Genomic DNA, 20,669 nt, shown 5'->3' on the forward strand with positions numbered 1-20,669 from the left:
GCTCAAACCACCCAGCGAAACGCGCGGCGCAATTCTTCCGTGCCATCGCGGTCATACCAACGACCATGCGCGAGAAGAACCCGCTCTGGGCTCCAGTCGATCATCTGCTGTACTGCGCGGCGCAATGGCTTGCGGTGCCGCCAGAAGCTCAACCGCATATCGAAAGGTGCCTTGCCATCCGGATCCGCCGCGCCAAACGCCTGCATCGTCCAACGCCAAAAGCGGGAACGGACGCGCTTTGGTTCAAAATTCTCGATCAGATCGGTCAGGATCAGCGTTTTGCTGGGGCGGTGGAAAAAATCCACCTCTGACAACAGGCCACCCGGAACGATGACCTGTTCAATCACACCCGCCCACGCCGGGTCAGGCACCTCGCCAAGCTGCTCCATCGGGGGGAGGTCGCGTGTTGCGCGTTTGGCCAAACCCGGCACGGCATGCAAGCGCGCCTCGGGGAAGCGTTGATGCCATTCCGGCACCCACCAATAATGCAGGGTATTGGGCGCGATGATATGCTCGATCGGGCCAAGGCGAGCCACCGCATCAAAAAGCGCCTCGGTCGGTTCGGTCGGGGAATGGAGCCATAAACCACCGCCCGGCAGGCGAAGGATCGTCATCCGGGTGGGAAAAGGCACCGTGCCGCCCAAATAGCGCATTCTGATTTCCGGACCGTCCGCTACCCAGACATCCGGGGCCACGGGCTTTGGCTGATTGAGTGGTGAATAGGGTTCAAATACCGGTTCGTTCACCTGATCCTCCGTTGTTGCACCCTGCCCGGCGCCACCGCGTCAGCCCCCGACTTTCAGCACGATCTTGCCAATATGGCCGGGGCTTTCAATCTGGCGATGGGCGGCGGCGGCATCGGCCAGCGGGAATTCGCTGTCCATCACCGGACGCATGGCACCGCGCGCGATCATCGGCCAGACGTGACGCTCCACTTCCGCCGCGATGCGGGCTTTGGCAAGGTCTGATTGCGGGCGCAGGGTTGAACCGGTGATCGTCAACCGCCGCACCATCATTTCGGCAAAGTTCAACTCCACCTTCGGCCCGGTCAGAAACGCGATCTGCACAAGGCGGCCATCATCGGCAAGGCTGCGGATATTGCGGGGCAGATAGCTACCGCCGACCATATCCAGAATCAGATCGGCGCCGCCTTCGTCTGTCACCAGCTTGACGAAATCCGCTTCCTTGTAATTCACCGCGATTTCCGCACCCAGTCCGGTACAAACGGCGCATTTCTCATCCGAACCGGCAGTCGTGAAGACGCGTGCGCCGAACGCGCGCGCGATCTGGATCGCGGTTGTGCCGATGCCGGAGGTGCCACCATGCACCAAAAACCGCTCCCCCGCTTTCAGGCCACCGCGCATAACCATGTTGGACCAGACCGTGAAACAGGTTTCCGGCAGGCAGGCGGCCTGATCCAACGACATCCCTTCGGGCACCGGCAAGACATGGTCGGCAGCCGTAAGGACGTATTCGGCATAGCCGCCACCCGGCAGCAAGGCGCAAACCGCATCGCCGACTGCCCAGCGCGTCACACCCGGACCGATTGCCGCAACACGGCCTGATGCCTCCAACCCCGGCAGGGGGGAGGCATTGGCGGGCGGCGCGTAAGACCCTGCGCGTTGCAACGCATCGGGGCGGTTGACCCCGGCATAGGCCACGCGGATCAGGATCTGACCATGACCCGGAAGTGGAACCGGAACCTTGGTCAGGGTCAGAACCTCCGGCCCGCCGGGTTCGGTGATTTCAATGGCCTGCATCGTGTCTGGAACTGTCATCTTCATCTCTTTCTGCCTCAGCGCCGGTATCTGCCGGGAAGATCATCCGGCATTCGTGGCATACCCGGCATCCTTACCTTGTCGAACACCGCAAAGGCACTGGAAAACGGCCCTTCGCGCAGGCTCCGTGTCAGGGGGTTGTCGCGTAGCCCCGCTTTGAACTTTTCGAACTGCCCTACATCGGCAAGCCGGCGGTCAAGGAAATCCCAGGTCGCTGCGTTGCCGGGGCTGTCATCGCCCAACCAGAACAGCACTGTGGAGGCATAGACACCCGAGAGTGTCATGCGTTTGGTGTACCAGTTGAAGTCGGTAGAGGTGTCGCCCAACGCCTTCCAGATGGCGTCTGCGGTGCCCCAGATCGCCCGCGCGCCTTCCGCTGCGTTTTGTGGCAAGGCGAACAATGTGGTGCCACGCCGCACCAATTCGCGGTCAGCATCCGCCAGCCGGGTGTGGATGGCGTAAGCCACACGGGCGGTATAACGCATGTTCGTCAGATCGGTTGCCGCCAGCTTTTCGACCATATCGGTATCGCCCCGGCGATGGAATTCAAGCGCCAGATCCAACCCGCCGCGCGGATAAAGCGCACTGGCCAAGCCGGGTGCCACCTCCGAATCAGCAATCGCAGCGCGAAAACTGGCATCCGACCAACCCTCGAAGGCGACATGCGGGATTGCGGCTTGCAAAATCGCTTGTTTTGCCCGCTCCACCCCGTTTTCTTGTTGGCTTTCCGGCTCCGCGTGATTTTCCTTGGTTTCCATTGTCGTCTGCCCTTCCTGCGGATCAGCGCACGGTAGACAAGCCGCAGCCCCTTTGCTATAGGGCGCAAGCCTGCACATCCGTGCAAATTTAACCTAGAAAGGTGGTGAAAACCACATGCAGGTCAGCGTCCGCGACAATAACGTCGAACAGGCCCTTCGGGCCCTCAAGAAAAAGCTCCAGCGCGAAGGCGTTTTTCGGGAAATGAAGCTCAAGCAACATTTCGAGAAACCCTCCGTCAAGAAAGCCCGTGAGCAAGCTGAAGCCATCCGGCGTGCGCGCAAGCTCGCACGCAAGAAGCTACAGCGCGAAAACGGGGCGTAATTTCCCGTTCGAGTTATGCGAACACTGGCGGGGCAACCCGCTGTCAAGGTCAACCCCCTCGCGCAAGCTTGGGGGTTTTCCTTTTGCTTTTTGGTCCAACGAAGCGCAGGGTTCCGCGAAAAAGGGAGCAATATGATGCAGATGACATGGCAATTCTGGGCGCTCGCATCTGCGGGGTTCGCAGCCCTGACGGCGATTCTGGCGAAGGTTGGCGTGACGGATGTACCCTCAGACAGCGCAACATTGGTCCGAACCGTGGTCATTCTGGTTCTGGTTGCCCTGATCGCCTTCCTGAGCCGTGAAGGATTTTCTCCTGCCAAGATCTCTGCGCGGTCCTACGTGTTTCTGGTCTTGTCCGGGCTTGCCACCGGGGCATCGTGGCTGTGCTATTTCCGGGCGCTGAAGCTGGGCGATGCGGCGCGCGTGGCGCCAATCGACAAGTTGAGCGTGGTTCTGGTCGCGATTTTCGCCACGCTGTTTCTGGGGGAGCATTTGAGCGCGCCAAACTGGCTGGGTGTGGGACTGATGGCTGCGGGCGCGGTGTTGCTGGCCTGGCGCGGATAGGGCTCAGCCTGCCGGGTAGATCACCTTGCCATCAGCGCGCAGCCTTGCGCCGGGGGTCGACATTGCTTCCTCGGCCCGTCCCGGCTGCATCAAATGCTGCACCGGATGACCGTTCAGCAAAAGATAGTCCGTGATGATCCGGCGATGACAGCGCCACCAGACTGCCTCTGCGCACATCAATGCAGCTTTGCGCGATTGGCCAAGTTCGATCAACTCCGCCAACGCCTCGGTGAACGCAGTGGAAAGCGCATAATCCGCGTAGTTGTGAAAACTCTGCACACGCCACAGCGCGTTTACCGCCGCATCCACCCCGGGTTGACGCGGGCGGCGACCACCCAATTCGGGCATATGCAGATAGGCGATCTGCACCTGCTCCAAAGCTTCCGGCAATCGCTCTATGTTATACTCGGGGTTGCTGCGGGAGCGTGGAAAAGACCGTACGTCGACAAGCAGAGTCACGCCCGCCTCGCGCAGCATCGCCAGAAACTCCTCCACCGGGCGGTTGGAATGACCGATCGTTGCAAAGCCGTTTTTCATCACAGCTTGGTCAAGGCCGACCCCTTGTGTGCGGCAATGTGATCGGTCTTGTCGCTTTTGATCTCATATTGCGGGTCGTCCTTGCTGGCCCGGTGTGTGTGGCCCTTGTAGTCAAAATCGCTGTGGTGAACCTTGATGATCGTACCGCTGACATGACCCGCCTCTGAGTTCCATTTGACGTGATCGCCGACCTTGAATTGCGCCATGACCGCCTCCTTTGGAAATTCACTCGCGATGAATCAACGCCAAGGCCGGCCTGATCGTTCCCTGAAACCCACAAAACCGCGGCGGATTGTCGGGGCGGGGTTTCTATGGCAAAAGCAGGTTCCGAAATGACCGAGAGGCCAAGATATGTCCGCTTCCATGCTGTCCACCGTTATCAAGCCGATCCACCGTGAGGGTTGGCGTTTCATCCCGATCTTTGCGGTGGTGGCACTGGTCCTGTTCTTCATCTGGCAGCCGCTGGGATGGATCGGACTTGGCATGACCATCTGGTGCTACTATTTTTTCCGCGATCCCAAGCGAGTGACGCCAACGCGGGACGGGTTGATCGTCAGCCCTGCCGATGGTGTGATTTCACTGCTGGAACCGGCGGTGCCACCAGCAGAATTGGGCCTTGGACCCGACGCGATGATGCGCATTTCGGTGTTTATGAACGTGTTCAACTGCCATGTGAACCGGTTGCCGATTGCCGGACAGGTGACGAAAATCGCTTACCGCCCCGGCAAATTCCTCAACGCTTCCCTCGACAAGGCCAGCGAGGATAATGAGCGCAACGCTTTGGTCGTGCGCATGGCCGATGGCCGTGATCTGGCGGTGGTGCAAATCGCGGGGCTGGTGGCGCGTCGCATCGTTTGCGAAGTTCCGGAGGGCGCGCGACTGTTGACCGGTGAGCGGTTCGGCATGATCCGTTTCGGCTCCCGCCTTGATGTGTATCTGCCCGAGGGCGTGGAACCAATGGTTTGCCTTGGTCAAACCATGGTGGCGGGCGAAACCGTGCTGGCCGATCTGCAATCAACCGAAGTGGAGCGGATGGGACGCGAAAGATGACGGAAAACCCCCGGCAAAGACGGGAATCCCTGTCGCTTCTGTTGATGTTGCCGAACATGGTGACCATCCTCGGGCTGTGTTCGGGACTGACCGCAATCCGTTTCGTGCTGGTGGGGCGCTATGACATTGCCGCCGCGCTGATCATTTTTGCTGCGTTGATTGACGGGTTGGATGGGCTTTTGGCGCGCCGCCTGAACGCTTCCAGTGACATCGGGGGGGAGTTGGACAGCCTTTCCGATTTCCTGTGTTTCGGCGTCGCGCCGGGGTTGCTGGTCTATCAATTCGCGATGAGCCGGGATTATGTCACCGGCTGGATGTTCGCGCTGATCTACATTTGTTGTGCCTGTCTGCGGCTCGCGCGGTTCAATGTGTCTCGCGATGATCCACCGCCCAGCGGCAAGCCCCATTTCGTCGGTGTACCGGCACCGGGAGGTGCGATGCTGGCGCTCCTGCCGGTGTTCCTGACCCATTACGGTTTGCTGGATGCACGCAATATGCCACTCCTTTTCGGCCTCTGGATCGCGCTTGTCGGTTGGCTGATGGTCAGCAAAGTGCCGACGCTGTCGTCCAAGGCGGTGCGGGTCAAACGCGAATGGCAGGTATTGGTCTTGCTGGCGGGCGCGGTGATCGTCGGGCTGATGGTCACACGGTTCTGGTTGCTTGTGGTGATGCTGGACCTGATTTATGCCGCGATTATCGCGTTTGCCGTATTCCGCCACCTGCGTCGCAAATGGCGCGGCCCAAGCCCGATCTGACGCGCCAAAGGCGTTTCAGCGCAGCTAAACCGCCATCGCGGTGGTTTTCACCACTGTCCGCAATGCGAAACTGGACTGCATCTGCGCGACACCCGGCAGACGTGCAAGGTATTGGCGGTGGATACGCGCAAAATCTTCGGTATCCTGCGCGATAATCTTCAGCAGGTAGTCGGCGGAACCCGCCATCAAATGACATTCCAGAATATCCGGGACGCGCGCAACCTCACGCTCAAACTTGTCCAGTATCTCGTCGGCTTGGCCCTGAAGGGTTATTTCCACGAAAACCGTGGTCGGCCGCCCCATCCGCCGGGCATCGAGCAAGGCAACATAGCCCGCGATAAAACCGTCCTCCTCTAGCCGCTGCACCCGGCGATGACAGGCCGAGGGCGACAGGTTGATGCGCTCTGACAGTTCCGCATTGGTCACGCGCCCTTCCCTTTGCAGGACTGTCAGGATACGGCGATCTGTTGCGTCAAGGTCAAGGTCCACGTTGCTTTCCTTCACGTTTATCGGCAAATTTTCGAAGATCATACGCAAAACTTGGCCAATTGTCACCCAGAAATCAAAGAATTTTGCGTGGATCGGCGTAGTATTGCTTTTCTGAAATCAGGGAGATTCACATGAAGATTGGCTGCCCGAAGGAAATCAAACCGCAAGAATTTCGCGTTGGCCTCACGCCCAATTCCGCGCGTGAGGCCGTTGTCCATGGCCATCAGGTTCTGGTCGAAACCGGTGCCGGGGTTGGCGCGGGCTTTAACGATGATGACTATACCGCAGCCGGCGCAAAAATCGCCGCTACGGCAGAAGATGTCTTTGCCCAGTCCGAGATGATCGTGAAAGTGAAGGAGCCGCAACCGGTGGAGCGCGCGCGCTTGCGCGCCGGACAAGTGCTGTTCACCTATCTGCACCTGGCGCCCGACCGCGCCCAGACCGAGGATTTGCTGAAATCCGGCGTCACCGCGATTGCCTATGAGACCGTGACCGATGCGCGGGGCGGATTGCCTCTGCTGGCGCCGATGTCCGAAGTGGCGGGGCGGCTTGCACCGCAGGTCGGTGCATGGACGCTGCAAAAGGCCAATGGTGGGCGCGGGGTGTTGCTCGGCGGTGTGCCGGGGGTTTTGCCCGCGAATGTCGTGGTGATCGGCGGCGGTGTGGTTGGGACGGCTGCGGCGCGTGTTGCGATCGGCATGGGGGCCAATGTGACGGTGCTCGACAAATCGCTGGCGCGGCTAAGTTGGCTGGATGATCTGTGGCAAGGGCGCTTGATGACGCAATATGCCTCTGCGGCCGCGACGGCGGAACAGATCAGAACCGCCGATATGGTGATCGGCGCAGTGCTGGTGCCGGGGGCCGCTGCCCCCAAACTGATCAGCCGCGCGCAGCTTGCCACGATGAAACCCGGCGCGGCACTGGTGGATGTGGCGATTGATCAGGGTGGCTGTTTTGAAACCTCGCACGCGACCACCCACCATGATCCGATTTATGAGGTGGATGGCATCATGCATTATTGCGTTGCCAACATGCCCGGCGCGGTCGCGCGCACGTCAACGCTGGCATTGGGCAATGCGACGATGCCCTTCATGCTGGCACTTGCCAACAAAGGTTGGAAAAAAGCCTGTAGCGATGACAAACATCTGCTGGCGGGGTTGAACACCCATGCGGGCAAACTGACCTACGCAGCCGTTGGCGAAGCGCTGGGTCTGCCCACGGTTGCGGCAGCGTCACTTCTGTAGCCGCAGCTACAGAAAATAACCGACCCGCAGGATACTGCGGGCCGGTTCACTTTTCGACCGGAATTTACCGCTGAGCCTTCAGCAAATCGCGGATATCGACCAGCAGTTCTTCCTGAGTCGGGCCTGCGGGCGCGCCTGGAACCGCCTCTTCCTTCTTGATGGCGGCATCTTTCACTCTGTTGACCATCTTGACCAGCATGAAGACGACAAACGCGATGATCAGGAAGTTCAGGACCGCCATGATGAACGAGCCATAAGCAAACACCGCCGCCCCGCTTTCGCGCGCCGCCGCCAACCCGGTGCCAGCAGGGACATCGCCGCTCAACACCACATACATGTTGGAAAAATCAATCCCGCCGATGATCAGGCCGATGATCGGGTTAATCAGGTCGCCGACAAGGGAGGAGACGATGGCCGTGAAAGCCGCGCCGATGATTATCCCCACCGCCATGTCCATCACATTGCCTTTTGCGATGAAGTTTTTGAATTCGTTAAGCATTTCCATGTCCTCTTTTGTGTCAGTCCCGGCTCGTTCGCCAACCTTGTTCACATGCGCACAAGCGCCCGCATATTCTTGCATATTTAATCCGGGTTTTTCAGGGGGAATTTGTGCATAGCTGTGGCAATACAAACGAAAGGAAACGAAATTGCAACAACTGGCCGATCACCCAATCACAAAACGCTGGCCCGCCAGCAATCCAAGCATCTTGCAGCTCTATTCGCTGACAACGCCCAATGGCGTCAAAATCTCCATCGCGCTGGAGGAGATGGGGATGGAATATGAACCGCATCTGGTCGATTTCGGCAAGAATGACCAGATGACGCCGGAGTTTCTGGCGCTGAACCCCAACAACAAAATCCCCGCAATCATCGACCCCAACGGGCCCGGCGGTAAACCGCTGGCTCTGTTTGAAAGCGGCGCGATCCTGATTTATCTGGCGGAGAAATCAGGCCGGTTTCTGCCGGACGCGCAGAGATATCAGGTGTTGCAATGGCTGATGTTCCAGATGGGCGGGCTTGGGCCGATGTTCGGCCAACTTGGCTATTTCCACCACTTTGCGGGAAAAGAGATTGAAGACCCGCGCCCGAAGGAACGCTTCCGCGCTGAGGCCGAACGTCTGCTGAACGTGCTGGAGGGCGCGCTGCAAGGCAAGGATTGGATCGCCGGTCCCTATTCCATTGCCGATATCGCGATCGGCCCGTGGTTGAACTCGCTGAAGAATTACTATCAGGCCGCCGACATTGCGGGTTGGGGCAAGTTGAAAAACACCCCCGCCTATCTGGACCGCTTTCTGGCGCGTCCTGCGGTACAACGCGGGTTGAAAATTCCAAGCCGCGACTAGGGGTTTCGACTCTGACTGCTGATTTCATCTTGGCAAAAATACCTGACAACCCGGCCCTTCAAGCCGGGTTCACTTCAGGAACGAGGCGCGGCAGCCCGGCGCAAACGGTCATTGATGGCGCGGCCCAGGCCGGTTTCAGGGATTGGCGCAAAGGCAATCCCCACCGCGCCCGCAATGGCATCGGCCGCGCGCAAGATGTGAAACAGGTTTGCCGCCGCCTCCAGCAAATCGCCACTCTGCGAGAGCGTCAGGTCAGCGCCCACGCAACCCGGCCCGAAACCGACCCAAACCTCGCCCGGTTTCGGGGCGAGAACATCCAGCCGAACACCCGCACGCGGCGCGTAATGCGATAAAAGCTGGCCCGGCGATGTCGGCGCTTCAGCACTCCCCCCGGATGTCAGCGCATGCCCCAACACGGCGTCCAATGCCTCCACCGTCACCCCACCGGGGCGCAGAAGTTGAGGTTGATCGACCATGCCGACGATGGTGGATTCCACGCCAACCGCGCATGCACCACCATCAATCACCGCATCAATGCGCCCGGAAAGCCCATCCATGACATGCGCGGCGCGGGTCGCTGATATCCGCCCCGAAGGGTTGGCAGATGGCGCCGCCAGCGGCCCGCCAAACGCCCGCAGCAGCGCCACTGCGACCGGATGCGCCGGCACGCGGATCGCGACCGAAGACTGCCCCGCAGTCACCAAGGGAGACAGGCCCGACCCGGTCACTTGCGGCAGAACCAGTGTCAACGGGCCGGGCCAGAAGGCACTCGCCAAAGCCTCAGCTGCTTGGGAAACAATGGCGTATTCGCGGGCGGTCTCCAGATCGGGAACATGCACGATCAACGGGTTGAACGCGGGCCGCCCCTTGGCTTCGTAAATCCGCGCCACTGCAAGACCATTGCGGGCATCACCCCCAAGGCCATAGACGGTCTCGGTCGGAAAGGCGACAAGCCCACCCGCTTGCAGAATTGTCGCAGCGCGGGAAATGCCTTGTGGCGACGGTTCGAGGATTGCGGTTTCATTCGACATTGTGACGCAGCGTTGACCTTGAAGCGTTGGCGGCGAGGGTTCATCTTCGGCGCAGCTCCGGACATACTTGGATCTGCATCATTTGCCAAGCCGATGCCGTACTTTGCCACAAGGAGAACCCGATGCCTTACCGCGCCCCGCTTGCCGAATTTCAGTTCATCTTCGATCATGTGGTCGGGTTTTCGCAGGTCGCGGACAGCGAGATGTTTGCCGACGCCACCCCCGACACCGTAGAAGCGATCCTGGGGGAAGCGGGCAAGCTATGCGAAAACGTCTTGGCCCCATTGCAGCGGCCCGGCGATCTGCACCCGGCAAAGCTGGAAAACGGGGTCGTGCGCACCTCCCCCGGCTTTGCCGAAGGCTACCGCGCGATTGTCGAGGGAGGCTGGGTTTCGATTGCAGCCAGCCCGGAATTCGGCGGCATGGGTCTGCCAATGGCACTGACGACAGCGGTGAATGAGATGATGGGGTCCGCCTGCCTGTCGTTGCAGTTGAACCCGTTGATGACCCAAGGCCAAATCGAGGCGCTGGAACATCACGCGAGCGATGAGATCAAGGCGCTTTATATCCCCAAGCTGATTTCCGGCGAATGGTGCGGCACGATGAACCTGACGGAATCGCAAGCCGGGTCCGATGTTGGCGCGCTTCGGACCAAGGCGGAGCCGAAGGGCGGCGGCACCTATGCGATCACGGGGCAGAAAATCTTCATCAGTTGGGCCGACAATGATTTCACAGAGAACGTGTGTCATCTGGTGCTCGCCCGCTTGCCCGACGGGGCGGCGGGGACCAAGGGCATCAGCCTGTTCATGGTGCCGAAATTCATTCCTGACGCCAATGGCAACCCCGGTGATCGCAACGCGCTGCAAGTGGTCAGTCTGGAGCATAAGCTGGGTCTGCACGGCTCCCCCACCGCTGTCATGCAATATGATGGGGCGACCGGCTGGCTGATCGGTGAGGCCCATAAGGGCATGGCCGCGATGTTCACCATGATGAATAACGCACGGCTTGGCGTTGGGGTGCAGGGCATTTCGGTGGCCGAAGCCGCGTATCAACACGCGCTCGCCTATGCGATGGACCGCAGGCAGGGCAAAACGCCGGTTGAGGGCAGTCCCACCATCATCGGTCACGCCGATGTGCGCCGGATGCTGGCGGTGATGAAAGCCGAAGTTTTCAGCGCCCGCGCGATCGCGCTGGCCTGTGCGGTGGCGATCGACATGGCGAAAGCCACGGGGTCGCCGGACTGGCAGGCGCGGGCAGCATTGTTGACACCTGTCAACAAATCCTTCGGCACCGATACCGGGATTGCGGTGGCCGATATGGGGATTCAGGTGCATGGTGGCATGGGGTTTATTGAGGAAACCGGGGCCGCGCAGTATTTGCGCGATGTGCGGGTTACGGCGATTTACGAAGGCACCAACGGGATTCAGGCGATGGATCTTGTCGGTCGCAAGATGATGGACGGCGGCGAGGCGGCGTTCCGCCTGATCGAGGAAATCCGCGAGAATGCCCATGGTGTGCGCAGCCAATACCCGAACATGGCAACTGCCGTCTGGAACGCCGCCGAAGCCCTGCACGAAGCAACCGAAGCCTTGCTGGCGCAGAATATGAATGATCGGTTTGCTGGTGCCGTCGCCTATCAGCGCGCCTTTGCCCGTATCCTTGGCAGCCACTATCACCTTTGCGCCGCAATGGCAGAAGGCCGCGATGGCCCGCGTACCGCCTTGGCCCGTGTGGCGATCAAGCGGCTATTGCCCGAACATGCAGCGCTTCTGGCGCAGCTTCGCGTTGGTGCGGCGGGGCTTTATGCCCTGTCGGATGCGGACCTGTCGGCGTGAAGGATCTTTCGGCAGGCATCCGCTATCCGTTCGACGCGCCCCCGGCCGAGGACAAAGCGCTGGAGGTGGCGCCCGGCGTGCTTTGGATGCGTTTGCCTTTGCCGATGGCGCTTGATCATGTGAATATCTTTGCGCTCGATGACGGCGATAGCTGGACAGTCATCGACACCGGATTTGACAGCAAACGCAGCCGCGCGATCTGGCAACGCCTGCTCAACGGTCCTTTGGCGGGCAAACCCGTCGCTCGGTTGATCGTGACGCATTATCACCCAGATCATATTGGTCTGGCTGGTTGGTTTCAGGCACAAGGGGCGACGCTTTGCACCACCCGCACATCTTGGCTTTATGCCCGGATGCTGTGCCTTGACGTGCAATCCGAACCCGTGCCAGCGCAGGTTGCATTCTGGCGCGCGGCGGGGATGCCTGCGGACCTGCTGGCGCAGCGCATGGCGGAACGCCCCTTCAACTTTTCCGATGTTGTGGCACCCTTGCCGCTTGGCTTTACCCGCCTGCAAGACGGCCAAACCATCACCATCGGCGCGCGCAACTGGACCATTCGGACGGGCGAGGGCCACGCGCCGGAACATGCGACATTCTGGTCGCAGGATGACAACCTGATCCTTGGCGGTGATCAGCTTCTCCCCTCCATTTCCGCCAATATCGGCGTGTACCCGACCGAACCGGATGCCGACCCCTTGGGGGAGTGGTTGGCAAGTTGCGAAAGTTTTGCCCCATTCGCGCAAGAAGATCAGCTTGTCCTGCCCGGTCACAAACTACCCTTCACCGGCCTGCCCTTGCGGCTGCGTCAGATGATCGACAATCACCATGGCGCGTTGGACCGCCTGCGCAGCCATCTTGCCACGCCCCACACGGCGGCCCAGTGTTTTCTGCCGATCTTCAAGCGCGAAATCAGCGGTTCCGCCTACGGTTTGGCGCTGGTGGAGGCGGTCGCCCATCTCAACCACCTCTTGCATCTGGGGCAGGTTTCCCGGACCATGGGGCCAGATGGCGCTTGGAACTGGGTGCGGAATGAATGATGAGATAAAAACCGCAGCCGAGGTGATGGAAGCGAACGCCATGCCCTGTGGCAGGGCAAGCCATGCCGACCCCAACACCCCGGCGACTGCGGAACAGATGCCGCTTCCCTATGCGGTGGCAAAAAAACCCATCTCACAGAAAAGCCCGGCGGAATGGGCTTATGAGCGGGTGATCCTGTACCTCAAGAACTTCGAGGAACAACTCGACACGAATCACGAGGTTGCGATGGGCTTTACCGGAAGCACCGCCGGCGTGCTGCGGATTGAGGGGCTGGGCTATTTCGACCCCGATATCGTTACCTTTTATGGCAAGGATGAAAACGGCAACCGGACGCAACTCATCCAGCACGTCAGCCAGTTGAACGTCATCCTGCGCGCCACTTCCAAGGAATCCCCGGACGGAGAGCCGGTGCGCCGCATCGGTTTCCGGCTGGCGCAGGATTTGGGCGAAGTCTGAAACTGATCACCCTTGACCCCGTGACAGCGCTTTTGCTTTAGGCTAAAGCAGGAACCAGCGACACATGAAGGAGGCTCCCAATGGCCGAAGACCACAAGCACGGCAGCATGGACATCAAAGACCATGAGAAGACATTTGACGGGTTCATCCACTTCATGGCTTGGGGCGCGGCCATTTCGATTGGCACCTTGATTTTTATCGCCCTCGTCAACGCCTGAAATCTTCTGATCTATGATGGCGCTTGTGTGCGCCCAAAAGGGGGCACGATGCGCCGCATATACCTATGTTTCATCGCCATTCTGTTTCTGGCGGCCTGCGGCGCTGCTGAACCGGTATGGGCACCTGATGACGCCGTAGCACGCGCGCGCTATGTCCATCCTGGCCCGTCCTCGATCACGCTTTTCACCGTGCTGTCCACGCGCAACGGCTCTGGCGCGCATTCGGGACTGTTGATCAACGGCTCGCAACGGGTGATGTTTGACCCGGCGGGGACGTGGCACCACCCGAATTTGCCAGAACGCAACGATGTTCATTACGGCATGACGCCGCTGATGGTCGATTTCTACATCGACTACCATGCCCGTATAACATACGATGTGGTGCAACAAACCATCATTGTTTCCCCAGAAGTCGCGGAAATCGCGATGCAACGGGCAATGGCCTACGGCGCGGTGGAAAAGGCCCATTGCACGCTGGCCGTATCATCGGTGCTGCGCGGCGTGCCGGGATTTGAAAGCCTGCCGCAAACCTGGTATCCAAAAACCCTGATGGATGCCTTTGCGGCCCTTCCCAATGTATCGAGACGGAAATTCACCGATACCGACACCAACAACAACCATGGTGTGCTGCTGGTGCAGGCAGGTGACCCGCGCCTGACTCAGTGATTGCAGTTATTCATCGGGGTATTCCCGATGAATTGCGCACCGACGCGGCAACGCTTTACTGGGCTGCCTTCGGCGGCAAACTCGGGCGAGTCATGGGGCCACGACACCGCGCGTTGCGGTTTTTTGAACAAGCAATGCGCAGTGACCATGCTCTGACCGCCCTGTCACCCAACGGCGAATTGCTCGGACTGGTTGGATTCAAATCCTATTCCGGATCAATGGCAGGCGGCGATTCCGCACAGATGCGTGCGGTTTACGGCTGGTTCGGAGCAGCGTGGCGCGGGGTGCTGCTGTCGCTGATGGAGCGGGATGTGGAAAACCGATGCTTCCTGATTGACGGAATTTGTGTTGTGCCTGCCGCGCAAGGTCAGGGCGTCGGAACTCTTTTGCTCAACGCGATCTTTGATGAGGCGCGGGCGCGCGAATACCCCGCCGTCAGGCTGGATGTGATAGACAGCAACGCCCGCGCCCGCGCGCTTTATGAACAACTGGGCTTTGTCGCCCTGCGGACGGAACGTCTGGGCCTGTTGCGCCATCTGTTTGGCTTTGACGCTTCGATTTCGATGGTCAAGGAACTTTGACGACTCGCATCATCGCGGTCAATCAAACGTCCCGGTCACGCGCCCGACCAGCATGAAGGCCCGCGCGGTGCGGGTTTCGGCCAGATCAGCCAATTCAGCATCGGTCGCGTTCTTTTCAAATTCAGCAAAGGTCTTGTCAAAGCTGCGCAAAAAGTGGTGCGCCGCGTCCCGGAACACCGGGTCTTCGCGCATGCGCGCAGATGTCAGCGCAAGACTGGAGCGGTCGCGGATGCCGCCCAGACCCGCAATTTCGCGCCCACGTTCGCCACTGGCGAAACGGCGCCATACATCGGTCCGACAGCGTTCGGGTTTCAGGTCATCCATGTAGATACCTTCCTGACTGAGCAGGGTCAGCACATCCTGCGCAGCCCGGATCAGGCGCGAAGTCTTGCGATCCTCCAGCGCCAGCCGCAAGGCGCGGAAACCGGACTTGTCCTCAGGGCTTTCGGGGAAATGCAGGGCGCGCACGAAATCACCAACTGAAAGTGGCGCACGCAATTCCTCTGCGGGTGTTCCGAGGGCCAAGGCCGGTTGTTCATCCCCCGGCATTTTTACGGGCATTGTCAGCGCCGCCTTACGATCCGCCGATGGCACCGTCAGCGCCGTGTCGCGGCGCGAGGTGAACATCGCCAGCGCGGTTTCCGTTTTGCGCTGTGCAGCGACAATCTCATCCAGTTTCTTTTCGACGGAGACATCGCTGCCACCGCCTTGCTGCCCCACGATGTAGGCGTGACGCATCGCATCAACCGCCACCTGCAACCGGGCGGCTTCTTCGCGCAAGACCCGGATGGTGCGCGCGGTCGACACTACGCCCCAAAGCAGCGCAAGCGGCAAGAACACCACCAGCAGCAGCATGAGGATGGACAGTGGGCCTGTCAGCACAGACCCCGGCGAAGTGATAAGCTGCACGACAACCGCGATCACCCAGACAATCGCCAGACCCAATGCCACCATTTCAGAGGCAGAGGGTTTGGCGCTGTCACTGGGGAGGACGGTGCCGTTCCCTGTGATGTGGTCCTTCGCTTCGATCATCCCTCTGTCTCGCCTTGCACCGGGGTTTTGTCAAACACTGCGTTCGGTCAATCAGTCAGACAAACTTGACCGAAACCACCTCATAGCTGCGTTGGCCACCGGGGGTTTTCACATCCACGGTATCGCCTTCGTCCTTGCCGATCAGGGCGCGGGCGAGTGGTGAACGGATGTTGAGCAGACCCTTTTCCAGATCCGCCTCCGGCTCCCCCACGATCTGATAGGTGCGTTTTTCGTCGGTGTCTTCATCCACCAGCGTCACCGTCGCACCGAATTTCACAGTGCCGGAAAACTTGGTGGGGTCAATCACTTCGGCCAGTGACAGAATCGCCTCCGCCTCTTTGATGCGACCTTCGATAAAGCTCTGCTTTTCGCGCGCGGCGTGGTATTCGGCGTTCTCGGAGAGATCGCCATGTTCGCGGGCTTCGGCAATCGCACGGATCACGGCCGGGCGCTCCACCGATTTCAGGTGGCGCAATTCATCGTCCAACGCGGTAAACCCCGCGCGCGTCATCGGAATTTTTTCCATTTCACTACTCGTATAAAGTAAGAAAGCCACAGCCGTTGCGGGCCATGACCTTGTTTCAGGTTTGCTTGGGATTACCCAATAGCAGCGCCGCAGCAATTGCAAGCAGAATGGCAAAACCTGCGCGCGCCTTCGCCGTGTGGCGGCAGTGCAAGGCCTCGGTGTCAGGTGTCAGTCGGGGATTTCGCCGCGTTTCGTGCAGTTCTGATTGAAACCACGGGCCTGCTGCGGTAGCCACACCAAAAGCGATAGCTTTGAAACCGCGCGGGTGGCGCCACTTAGAAGCAGGGGAGGCTCCAGATGGCCGAAGTTGAACGCGAAGCGATGGAATATGATGTAGTGATCGTCGGTGCAGGGCCGGCTGGTCTTTCCGCTGCAATCAGGTTGAAGCAGTTGGATGCCGACCTCACAGTCGTAGTTCTGGAGAAAGGCTCTGAAGTGGGCGCGCATATCCTGTCGGGTGCGGTGCTTGACCCTTGCGGGATTGACGCGCTGCTGCCCGACTGGCGCAATATGGACTCACCGATCAAGACCGAAGTTGTCGTCGACAATTTCTACATGCTTGGCGAAGGCGGTCAGATCCGGGTGCCAAACTGGCCGATGCCGCCGTTGATGAACAACCACGGCAACTACATCGTGTCCATGGGCAATGTCTGCCGATGGATGGCCGAAGTTGCCGAAGGCTTGGGCGTTGAGGTTTTCCCCGGCATGTCCTGCTCGGCACTGGTTTATGGCGACCAGGGTGAGGTGAAAGGCGTTGTTGCGGGGGAAATGGGGCTGGCATCCGATGGCACCCCCGGCCCCAACTATGAACCGGGGATGGAGTTGCACGGCAAATATGTGTTCCTGTCCGAAGGTGTGCGCGGGTCACTCGCGAAAGAAGTCATCGCGAAATACGACCTCTCGAAAGGCCATGAACCGCAGAAATTCGGCCTCGGGATGAAAGAGATCTGGGAGATTGACCCCGCCAAACACCGGCTCGGCACCGTGACGCATACCATGGGCTGGCCGCTGGGCGGCAACGCAGGCGGCGGATCGTTCATCTATCATATTGAGAATAATCAGGTTTACGTCGGCTTCGTGGTTCACCTGAACTACCAGAACCCGCATCTTTACCCCTACATGGAATTCCAGCGTTTCAAGCATCACCCGATGGTCGCGGAATTGCTGAAAGGCGGCAAACGCGTGGCTTACGGCGCGCGGGCGATCTCGGAAGGCGGTTTCCAGTCGATGCCGAAGATGGTCGCGCCGGGCGTGGCCCTTCTCGGCTGTTCGGTGGGTATGGTCAACGTGCCGCGCATCAAGGGCAATCACAATGCAATGCTGTCAGGCAAAGCGGCGGCGGAGGCGGCATTTGCGGCGATTGGTGCGGGCCGTGCCAGTGATGAACTGACCGCATATGAGGCGGAAGTGCGCGAGGGCGCCATCGGCAAAGATCTGAAAAAAGTGCGCAACGTCAAGCCGTTGTGGTCGAAATACGGGCTTATCGCGTCACTGATGGCCGGTGGGTTTGATATGTGGACGAATACTCTGGGCTTCTCGCTGCTTGGTACCTTGAAACACGGCAAGACCGATGCGGCGGCGACCGGCAAGGCCAAGGATTTTGCCCCCATCGCCTATCCGCGCCCCGATGGCGTGCTGTCATGCGACCGGCTGACCAATGTGGCGTTTTCCTTTACCAACCACGAGGAGTCGCAGCCCTGCCACCTGCACCTGAAAGACCCCTCCATCCCGATTGCGGTCAACCTGCCGGAATACGCCGAACCTGCGCAACGCTATTGCCCGGCGGGGGTTTATGAGGTGGTGGCGGAAGACGGCAAAGACCCGCGTTTTGTGATCAACTTCCAGAACTGCGTCCACTGCAAAACCTGCGACATCAAGGACCCAAGCCAAAACATCAACTGGACCACGCCACAGGGCGGTGACGGGCCAAACTATCCGAATATGTGAACATCAGGTGACAATCGCGCGAGGCGGGGTGCAAACCCCGCCTTTCCGCGACGCGTTGCATTGCGCTGCCCCGAAGCGCGCACTAGGTTGGCCCAAACCGCTTCGGAGGCTCCAGTATGCCATTTCGCCCCACCCTTGCCGCTGCTGCCTTGGCGATTTGCGCGCAACCCGCGTTGCTGCGCGCTGACACCGCGACAGACACGCTTGATCCGGGGGCGTATCTGGCCGCGCGCGTCGCGGGTGACAGCGCCGATTACCACGAAGCCGCTCATTGGTACAGCCGCGCGCTGATTGCGACCCCCGGTGATGCCGACATGATGGCGGGCGCGATTATTGCGCAATTGGGATTGGGCAACATCGACGCCGCGATTGAAGTGGCAAAACGCCTCGCGGTGACTGGCACGAAATCTCAACCAGCCGAACTCGCCCTGATCGCGGATGAAGCGAAGCGCGAAGACTATGCCGCTCTGCTGAAACCGGTCGAAGGGGGCCGCACCGGCGCATTGTTGCTGGACGGACTGATCGAAGCTTGGGCGGAGCTTGGTGCCGGCAGCATGACCGAAGCTCTCGATGCCTTCGACCGGATCATCAAGACCAAGGGGCTGGAATCATTCGGCCAGTTTCACAAGGCACTTGCCCTTGCCACCGCCGGGGATTTCGAAGGTGCCGAAAAATTGTTTGGCGATGCCAAGCCGGGCAGCATCATGTCGCTGCGCCGCGCCACCATTGCACATATCCAGATCCTTAGCCAGTTGGACCGGACGGCTGACGCACTCACACTGCTGGACAAGACGTTTCAGGGCGAAGGCGACCCCAGCATTGCCGCAATGCGGGCACAACTGATCGCCGGCAAGCCGGTTCCGTTTGACATCATCCGCAACGCGACCGACGGGCTGGCGGAGGTGTTTTTCACCCTCGCCGTGGCGCTGAACGGCGAAGCCTCGGACGGGTTCACGCTGCAATATGCGCGCATCGCAACCTATCTGCGCCCCGGTTTTGCCGACGCGATCCTGTTGGTTGGCGCGATGCTGGAAAACCAGAAGCAATACGATCTGGCGACCGAAGCCTATGCCACCGTCCCCCCTGATGACGGCGGTTTCTATGCCGCTGAAATCGGACGCGCCCGCGCGCTTCAGGCCGCAGGCAAACTCGATGCGGCGCTGGAGGTGCTGCGCGGCCAGATCCGCAGCAATCCCAAACTGATGTCACTGCAACTCGCTCTCGCCGATATGCTCCGCGGCGCAGAGCGTTGGCCCGAAGCAACAGAGGCTTATAACGCCGCCATCGCCCTGATCCCACAACCTGCGACTGCGGGTTATTGGGCGGTCTATTACAGCCGCGCGATCACGCTGGAACGCCAAAAGCTGTGGGACAAGGCAGAGCCTGATTTCCGCAAGGCGCTGGAACTGGAACCCGATCAGCCGCAGGTTTTGAATTATCTCGGCTACAGCTATCTGGAGCGGGGGGAGAATTACGACGAGGCGCTTTCCATGATCCAGCGCGCCGTGGCGCAACGCCCCGACAGCGGCTATATCATCGACAGCCTTGCCTGGGGCTATTTCCTCGCCGGGCGCTATGCCGATGCCGTGGAACCGATGGAACACGCCTCCCTGCTGGAACCGGTCGACCCGACTGTTACTGATCATCTGGGCGACGTCTACTGGGCCGTCGACCGCAAGCTGGAAGCCCGTTTCCAATGGCGGCGCGCACTGTCGTTCAACCCGGAGGAGGCGCTGGCCACCCGCTTGCGCCGCAAGCTGGAAATCGGCTTGGACGCTGTGCTGAAGGAAGAAGGCGCAAAATCCCTCGCTGATGTTGCGAATGATAAGTGAGACAGCCTGCGCCAAGATCAATCTGGCGCTGCATGTTACCGGTCAGCGCGCCGATGGTTACCATCTGCTCGACAGCCTCGTCGTATTTGCCGATACCGGTGACCGCATCCGCGTTTCCGAGGCCGAAAACCTGACGCTCAACATCACCGGTCCACAGGCGGATAAGCTGAAGGCAAGCCCTGGCAATCTTGTGCTGCGTGCCGCCCGCGCCTTCGGCCTCCACAAAGGCGCTGCGATCACCCTCGAAAAGCATCTGCCCATCGCCTCCGGCATCGGTGGAGGCTCTGCTGATGCGGCGGCCACGCTGCGCGCCCTTGCCGCACTTTGGCAGGTGCCGTTGCCGCCAACCGCGGCCGTTCTGGCCCTCGGCGCGGATGTCCCCGTCTGCCTCGGTGACCGCCCCTGCCGCATGCAGGGCGTGGGAAACATCATCACGCCGCTCCCTCGCCCGCTGCCAAGGGTGTGGCTGGTGCTGGCCAACCCCGGCGTCGCTGTGTCAACCCCGACCGTATTCCGCAGGTTGACACAGCGCAACAATCCGCCGCTGCCCCCAACGCTGCCAGCGCTGCACAATCTGCCAGACCTGCTGACCTTCCTCGCCACAACCCGCAATGATCTGGAACCGACAGCCACTGCGAACACACCTGAAATCCTCCGGGTCAAATCA

25 protein-coding genes are annotated in these 20,669 nt (G+C 60.2%); 15 read left to right on the top strand and 10 right to left on the bottom strand.

Features of this window, described 5'->3' with window-relative positions:
* Positions 1 to 2 precede the first annotated feature (2 nt).
* From L0H65_RS00390 to L0H65_RS00400, 3 genes are read right to left on the bottom strand one after another with little or no spacing between them, the layout of a single operon-like run.
* Entirely contained in the window at positions 3 to 746 is a 744-nt protein-coding gene (locus L0H65_RS00390) for a DUF4336 domain-containing protein (protein WP_301456781.1), read from the bottom strand.
* Between the two features lie 39 nt (positions 747 to 785).
* On the bottom strand, positions 786 to 1,778 hold the full coding sequence (locus L0H65_RS00395; RefSeq protein ID WP_301456782.1) for an NAD(P)H-quinone oxidoreductase: 993 nt from the start codon (positions 1,776 to 1,778) through the stop codon (positions 786 to 788).
* A gap of 17 nt (positions 1,779 to 1,795) precedes the next feature.
* Positions 1,796 to 2,536, bottom strand: a complete 741-nt coding sequence (locus tag L0H65_RS00400) for a COQ9 family protein (RefSeq protein WP_301456783.1) — start codon at positions 2,534 to 2,536, stop codon at positions 1,796 to 1,798.
* 115 nt (positions 2,537 to 2,651) lie between these two features.
* Between L0H65_RS00400 and rpsU the strand changes: the two genes are divergently transcribed.
* Complete coding sequence (gene rpsU / locus L0H65_RS00405) at positions 2,652 to 2,858, top strand: 30S ribosomal protein S21 (protein WP_301456784.1); 207 nt, start codon at positions 2,652 to 2,654, stop codon at positions 2,856 to 2,858.
* A 132-nt stretch (positions 2,859 to 2,990) separates the two neighbouring features.
* Positions 2,991 to 3,422 carry an EamA family transporter gene (locus L0H65_RS00410; RefSeq protein ID WP_301456785.1) on the top strand — a complete coding sequence of 144 codons (432 nt, stop codon included), beginning with the start codon at positions 2,991 to 2,993 and terminating at the stop codon, positions 3,420 to 3,422.
* Positions 3,423 to 3,425: 3 nt separating this feature from the next.
* Here L0H65_RS00410 and L0H65_RS00415 read toward each other — a convergent pair whose 3' ends face one another.
* Both L0H65_RS00415 and L0H65_RS00420 read right to left on the bottom strand, forming a co-directional pair.
* The gene (locus tag L0H65_RS00415; protein WP_301456786.1) at positions 3,426 to 3,959 is read right to left on the bottom strand and encodes a DUF488 family protein; all 534 of its coding nucleotides are present in this window, start codon (positions 3,957 to 3,959) and stop codon (positions 3,426 to 3,428) included.
* On the bottom strand, positions 3,959 to 4,165 hold the full coding sequence (locus L0H65_RS00420) for a DUF2945 domain-containing protein (RefSeq protein ID WP_301456787.1): 207 nt from the start codon (positions 4,163 to 4,165) through the stop codon (positions 3,959 to 3,961). The genes L0H65_RS00415 and L0H65_RS00420 overlap by 1 nt, the downstream gene beginning before the upstream one ends.
* Positions 4,166 to 4,310: 145 nt before the next feature.
* Between L0H65_RS00420 and L0H65_RS00425 the strand changes: the two genes are divergently transcribed.
* Both L0H65_RS00425 and pssA read left to right on the top strand, forming a co-directional pair.
* Positions 4,311 to 5,009: a phosphatidylserine decarboxylase gene (locus tag L0H65_RS00425; RefSeq protein ID WP_301456788.1), complete on the top strand. Its 699-nt coding sequence runs from the start codon at positions 4,311 to 4,313 to the stop codon at positions 5,007 to 5,009.
* Entirely contained in the window at positions 5,006 to 5,764 is a 759-nt protein-coding gene (gene pssA / locus L0H65_RS00430; RefSeq protein ID WP_301456789.1) for a CDP-diacylglycerol--serine O-phosphatidyltransferase, read from the top strand. Before L0H65_RS00425 ends, pssA begins: the two co-directional genes overlap by 4 nt.
* A gap of 24 nt (positions 5,765 to 5,788) precedes the next feature.
* Here the strand turns inward: pssA and L0H65_RS00435 are convergent, their stop codons facing one another.
* Positions 5,789 to 6,295 carry an Lrp/AsnC family transcriptional regulator gene (locus L0H65_RS00435; protein ID WP_301456790.1) on the bottom strand — a complete coding sequence of 169 codons (507 nt, stop codon included), beginning with the start codon at positions 6,293 to 6,295 and terminating at the stop codon, positions 5,789 to 5,791.
* 89 nt (positions 6,296 to 6,384) lie between these two features.
* Here L0H65_RS00435 and ald point away from each other — a divergent pair, with 89 nt between their 5' ends.
* Positions 6,385 to 7,497: an alanine dehydrogenase gene (ald, locus tag L0H65_RS00440; protein ID WP_301456791.1), complete on the top strand. Its 1,113-nt coding sequence runs from the start codon at positions 6,385 to 6,387 to the stop codon at positions 7,495 to 7,497.
* A 64-nt stretch (positions 7,498 to 7,561) separates the two neighbouring features.
* On the opposite strand, the gene mscL is transcribed toward ald, so the two are convergent.
* The gene (mscL, locus tag L0H65_RS00445; protein ID WP_301456792.1) at positions 7,562 to 7,996 is read right to left on the bottom strand and encodes a large conductance mechanosensitive channel protein MscL; all 435 of its coding nucleotides are present in this window, start codon (positions 7,994 to 7,996) and stop codon (positions 7,562 to 7,564) included.
* A 148-nt stretch (positions 7,997 to 8,144) separates the two neighbouring features.
* Between mscL and L0H65_RS00450 the strand changes: the two genes are divergently transcribed.
* Positions 8,145 to 8,840 (top strand): glutathione S-transferase family protein, encoded by a 696-nt coding sequence (locus L0H65_RS00450; protein WP_301456793.1) that lies wholly within the window; start codon positions 8,145 to 8,147, stop codon positions 8,838 to 8,840.
* Between the two features lie 74 nt (positions 8,841 to 8,914).
* Here L0H65_RS00450 and L0H65_RS00455 read toward each other — a convergent pair whose 3' ends face one another.
* Entirely contained in the window at positions 8,915 to 9,871 is a 957-nt protein-coding gene (locus tag L0H65_RS00455) for an L-threonylcarbamoyladenylate synthase (RefSeq protein WP_301456794.1), read from the bottom strand.
* A 122-nt stretch (positions 9,872 to 9,993) separates the two neighbouring features.
* On the opposite strand from L0H65_RS00455, the gene L0H65_RS00460 reads away from it, so the two are divergent.
* The 6 genes from L0H65_RS00460 (at position 9,994) to L0H65_RS00485 (ending at position 14,665) form a co-directional block, all read left to right on the top strand.
* Entirely contained in the window at positions 9,994 to 11,706 is a 1,713-nt protein-coding gene (locus L0H65_RS00460; RefSeq protein WP_301456795.1) for an acyl-CoA dehydrogenase, read from the top strand.
* Positions 11,703 to 12,743 (top strand): MBL fold metallo-hydrolase, encoded by a 1,041-nt coding sequence (locus L0H65_RS00465; protein ID WP_301456796.1) that lies wholly within the window; start codon positions 11,703 to 11,705, stop codon positions 12,741 to 12,743. Before L0H65_RS00460 ends, L0H65_RS00465 begins: the two co-directional genes overlap by 4 nt.
* Complete coding sequence (locus tag L0H65_RS00470) at positions 12,736 to 13,200, top strand: DUF6173 family protein (protein ID WP_301456797.1); 465 nt, start codon at positions 12,736 to 12,738, stop codon at positions 13,198 to 13,200. Before L0H65_RS00465 ends, L0H65_RS00470 begins: the two co-directional genes overlap by 8 nt.
* An 80-nt stretch (positions 13,201 to 13,280) precedes the next feature.
* A complete protein-coding gene (locus L0H65_RS00475) occupies positions 13,281 to 13,418 on the top strand; it encodes an aa3-type cytochrome c oxidase subunit IV (protein WP_301456798.1) in 138 nt (45 codons plus the stop codon).
* 48 nt (positions 13,419 to 13,466) lie between these two features.
* Positions 13,467 to 14,084 (top strand): hypothetical protein, encoded by a 618-nt coding sequence (locus tag L0H65_RS00480; protein WP_301456799.1) that lies wholly within the window; start codon positions 13,467 to 13,469, stop codon positions 14,082 to 14,084.
* Positions 14,081 to 14,665 (top strand): N-acetyltransferase, encoded by a 585-nt coding sequence (locus L0H65_RS00485; RefSeq protein ID WP_301456800.1) that lies wholly within the window; start codon positions 14,081 to 14,083, stop codon positions 14,663 to 14,665. Before L0H65_RS00480 ends, L0H65_RS00485 begins: the two co-directional genes overlap by 4 nt.
* Positions 14,666 to 14,683: 18 nt before the next feature.
* On the opposite strand, the gene L0H65_RS00490 is transcribed toward L0H65_RS00485, so the two are convergent.
* Together L0H65_RS00490 and greA are read right to left on the bottom strand one after the other, a co-directional pair.
* The gene (locus tag L0H65_RS00490) at positions 14,684 to 15,697 is read right to left on the bottom strand and encodes a hypothetical protein (RefSeq protein WP_301456801.1); all 1,014 of its coding nucleotides are present in this window, start codon (positions 15,695 to 15,697) and stop codon (positions 14,684 to 14,686) included.
* 55 nt (positions 15,698 to 15,752) lie between these two features.
* Positions 15,753 to 16,223 carry a transcription elongation factor GreA gene (greA, locus tag L0H65_RS00495; protein WP_301456802.1) on the bottom strand — a complete coding sequence of 157 codons (471 nt, stop codon included), beginning with the start codon at positions 16,221 to 16,223 and terminating at the stop codon, positions 15,753 to 15,755.
* Positions 16,224 to 16,520: 297 nt separating this feature from the next.
* Between greA and L0H65_RS00500 the strand changes: the two genes are divergently transcribed.
* The 3 genes from L0H65_RS00500 to L0H65_RS00510 all read left to right on the top strand — a co-directional run.
* Positions 16,521 to 18,170: an electron transfer flavoprotein-ubiquinone oxidoreductase gene (locus L0H65_RS00500; protein WP_301456803.1), complete on the top strand. Its 1,650-nt coding sequence runs from the start codon at positions 16,521 to 16,523 to the stop codon at positions 18,168 to 18,170.
* A gap of 116 nt (positions 18,171 to 18,286) precedes the next feature.
* Positions 18,287 to 20,002, top strand: coding sequence for a tetratricopeptide repeat protein (locus L0H65_RS00505; RefSeq protein ID WP_301456804.1), 1,716 nt, complete (start codon positions 18,287 to 18,289; stop codon positions 20,000 to 20,002).
* The coding region (locus L0H65_RS00510) for a 4-(cytidine 5'-diphospho)-2-C-methyl-D-erythritol kinase (RefSeq protein ID WP_301456805.1) at positions 19,992 to 20,669 on the top strand (678 nt) is incomplete at its 3' end. The genes L0H65_RS00505 and L0H65_RS00510, both read left to right, overlap by 11 nt.

Origin of the sequence: Pseudorhodobacter sp. (assembly GCF_030452865.1) — a bacterium.
GTDB lineage: Bacteria > Pseudomonadota > Alphaproteobacteria > Rhodobacterales > Rhodobacteraceae > Pseudorhodobacter.

Coding starts and splice junctions, on each gene's coding strand:
- L0H65_RS00395 (WP_301456782.1), bottom strand. CDS start 1,778: ATGACAGTTCCAGACACGATGCAGGCCATTGAAATCACCGAACCCGGC.
- L0H65_RS00400 (WP_301456783.1), bottom strand. CDS start 2,536: ATGGAAACCAAGGAAAATCACGCGGAGCCGGAAAGCCAACAAGAAAAC.
- rpsU (WP_301456784.1), top strand. CDS start 2,652: ATGCAGGTCAGCGTCCGCGACAATAACGTCGAACAGGCCCTTCGGGCC.
- L0H65_RS00410 (WP_301456785.1), top strand. CDS start 2,991: ATGATGCAGATGACATGGCAATTCTGGGCGCTCGCATCTGCGGGGTTC.
- L0H65_RS00415 (WP_301456786.1), bottom strand. CDS start 3,959: ATGAAAAACGGCTTTGCAACGATCGGTCATTCCAACCGCCCGGTGGAG.
- L0H65_RS00420 (WP_301456787.1), bottom strand. CDS start 4,165: ATGGCGCAATTCAAGGTCGGCGATCACGTCAAATGGAACTCAGAGGCG.
- L0H65_RS00425 (WP_301456788.1), top strand. CDS start 4,311: ATGTCCGCTTCCATGCTGTCCACCGTTATCAAGCCGATCCACCGTGAG.
- pssA (WP_301456789.1), top strand. CDS start 5,006: ATGACGGAAAACCCCCGGCAAAGACGGGAATCCCTGTCGCTTCTGTTG.
- L0H65_RS00435 (WP_301456790.1), bottom strand. CDS start 6,295: ATGATCTTCGAAAATTTGCCGATAAACGTGAAGGAAAGCAACGTGGAC.
- ald (WP_301456791.1), top strand. CDS start 6,385: ATGAAGATTGGCTGCCCGAAGGAAATCAAACCGCAAGAATTTCGCGTT.
- mscL (WP_301456792.1), bottom strand. CDS start 7,996: ATGCTTAACGAATTCAAAAACTTCATCGCAAAAGGCAATGTGATGGAC.
- L0H65_RS00455 (WP_301456794.1), bottom strand. CDS start 9,871: ATGTCGAATGAAACCGCAATCCTCGAACCGTCGCCACAAGGCATTTCC.
- L0H65_RS00460 (WP_301456795.1), top strand. CDS start 9,994: ATGCCTTACCGCGCCCCGCTTGCCGAATTTCAGTTCATCTTCGATCAT.
- L0H65_RS00470 (WP_301456797.1), top strand. CDS start 12,736: ATGAATGATGAGATAAAAACCGCAGCCGAGGTGATGGAAGCGAACGCC.
- L0H65_RS00475 (WP_301456798.1), top strand. CDS start 13,281: ATGGCCGAAGACCACAAGCACGGCAGCATGGACATCAAAGACCATGAG.
- L0H65_RS00480 (WP_301456799.1), top strand. CDS start 13,467: ATGCGCCGCATATACCTATGTTTCATCGCCATTCTGTTTCTGGCGGCC.
- L0H65_RS00490 (WP_301456801.1), bottom strand. CDS start 15,697: ATGATCGAAGCGAAGGACCACATCACAGGGAACGGCACCGTCCTCCCC.
- greA (WP_301456802.1), bottom strand. CDS start 16,223: ATGGAAAAAATTCCGATGACGCGCGCGGGGTTTACCGCGTTGGACGAT.
- L0H65_RS00500 (WP_301456803.1), top strand. CDS start 16,521: ATGGCCGAAGTTGAACGCGAAGCGATGGAATATGATGTAGTGATCGTC.
- L0H65_RS00505 (WP_301456804.1), top strand. CDS start 18,287: ATGCCATTTCGCCCCACCCTTGCCGCTGCTGCCTTGGCGATTTGCGCG.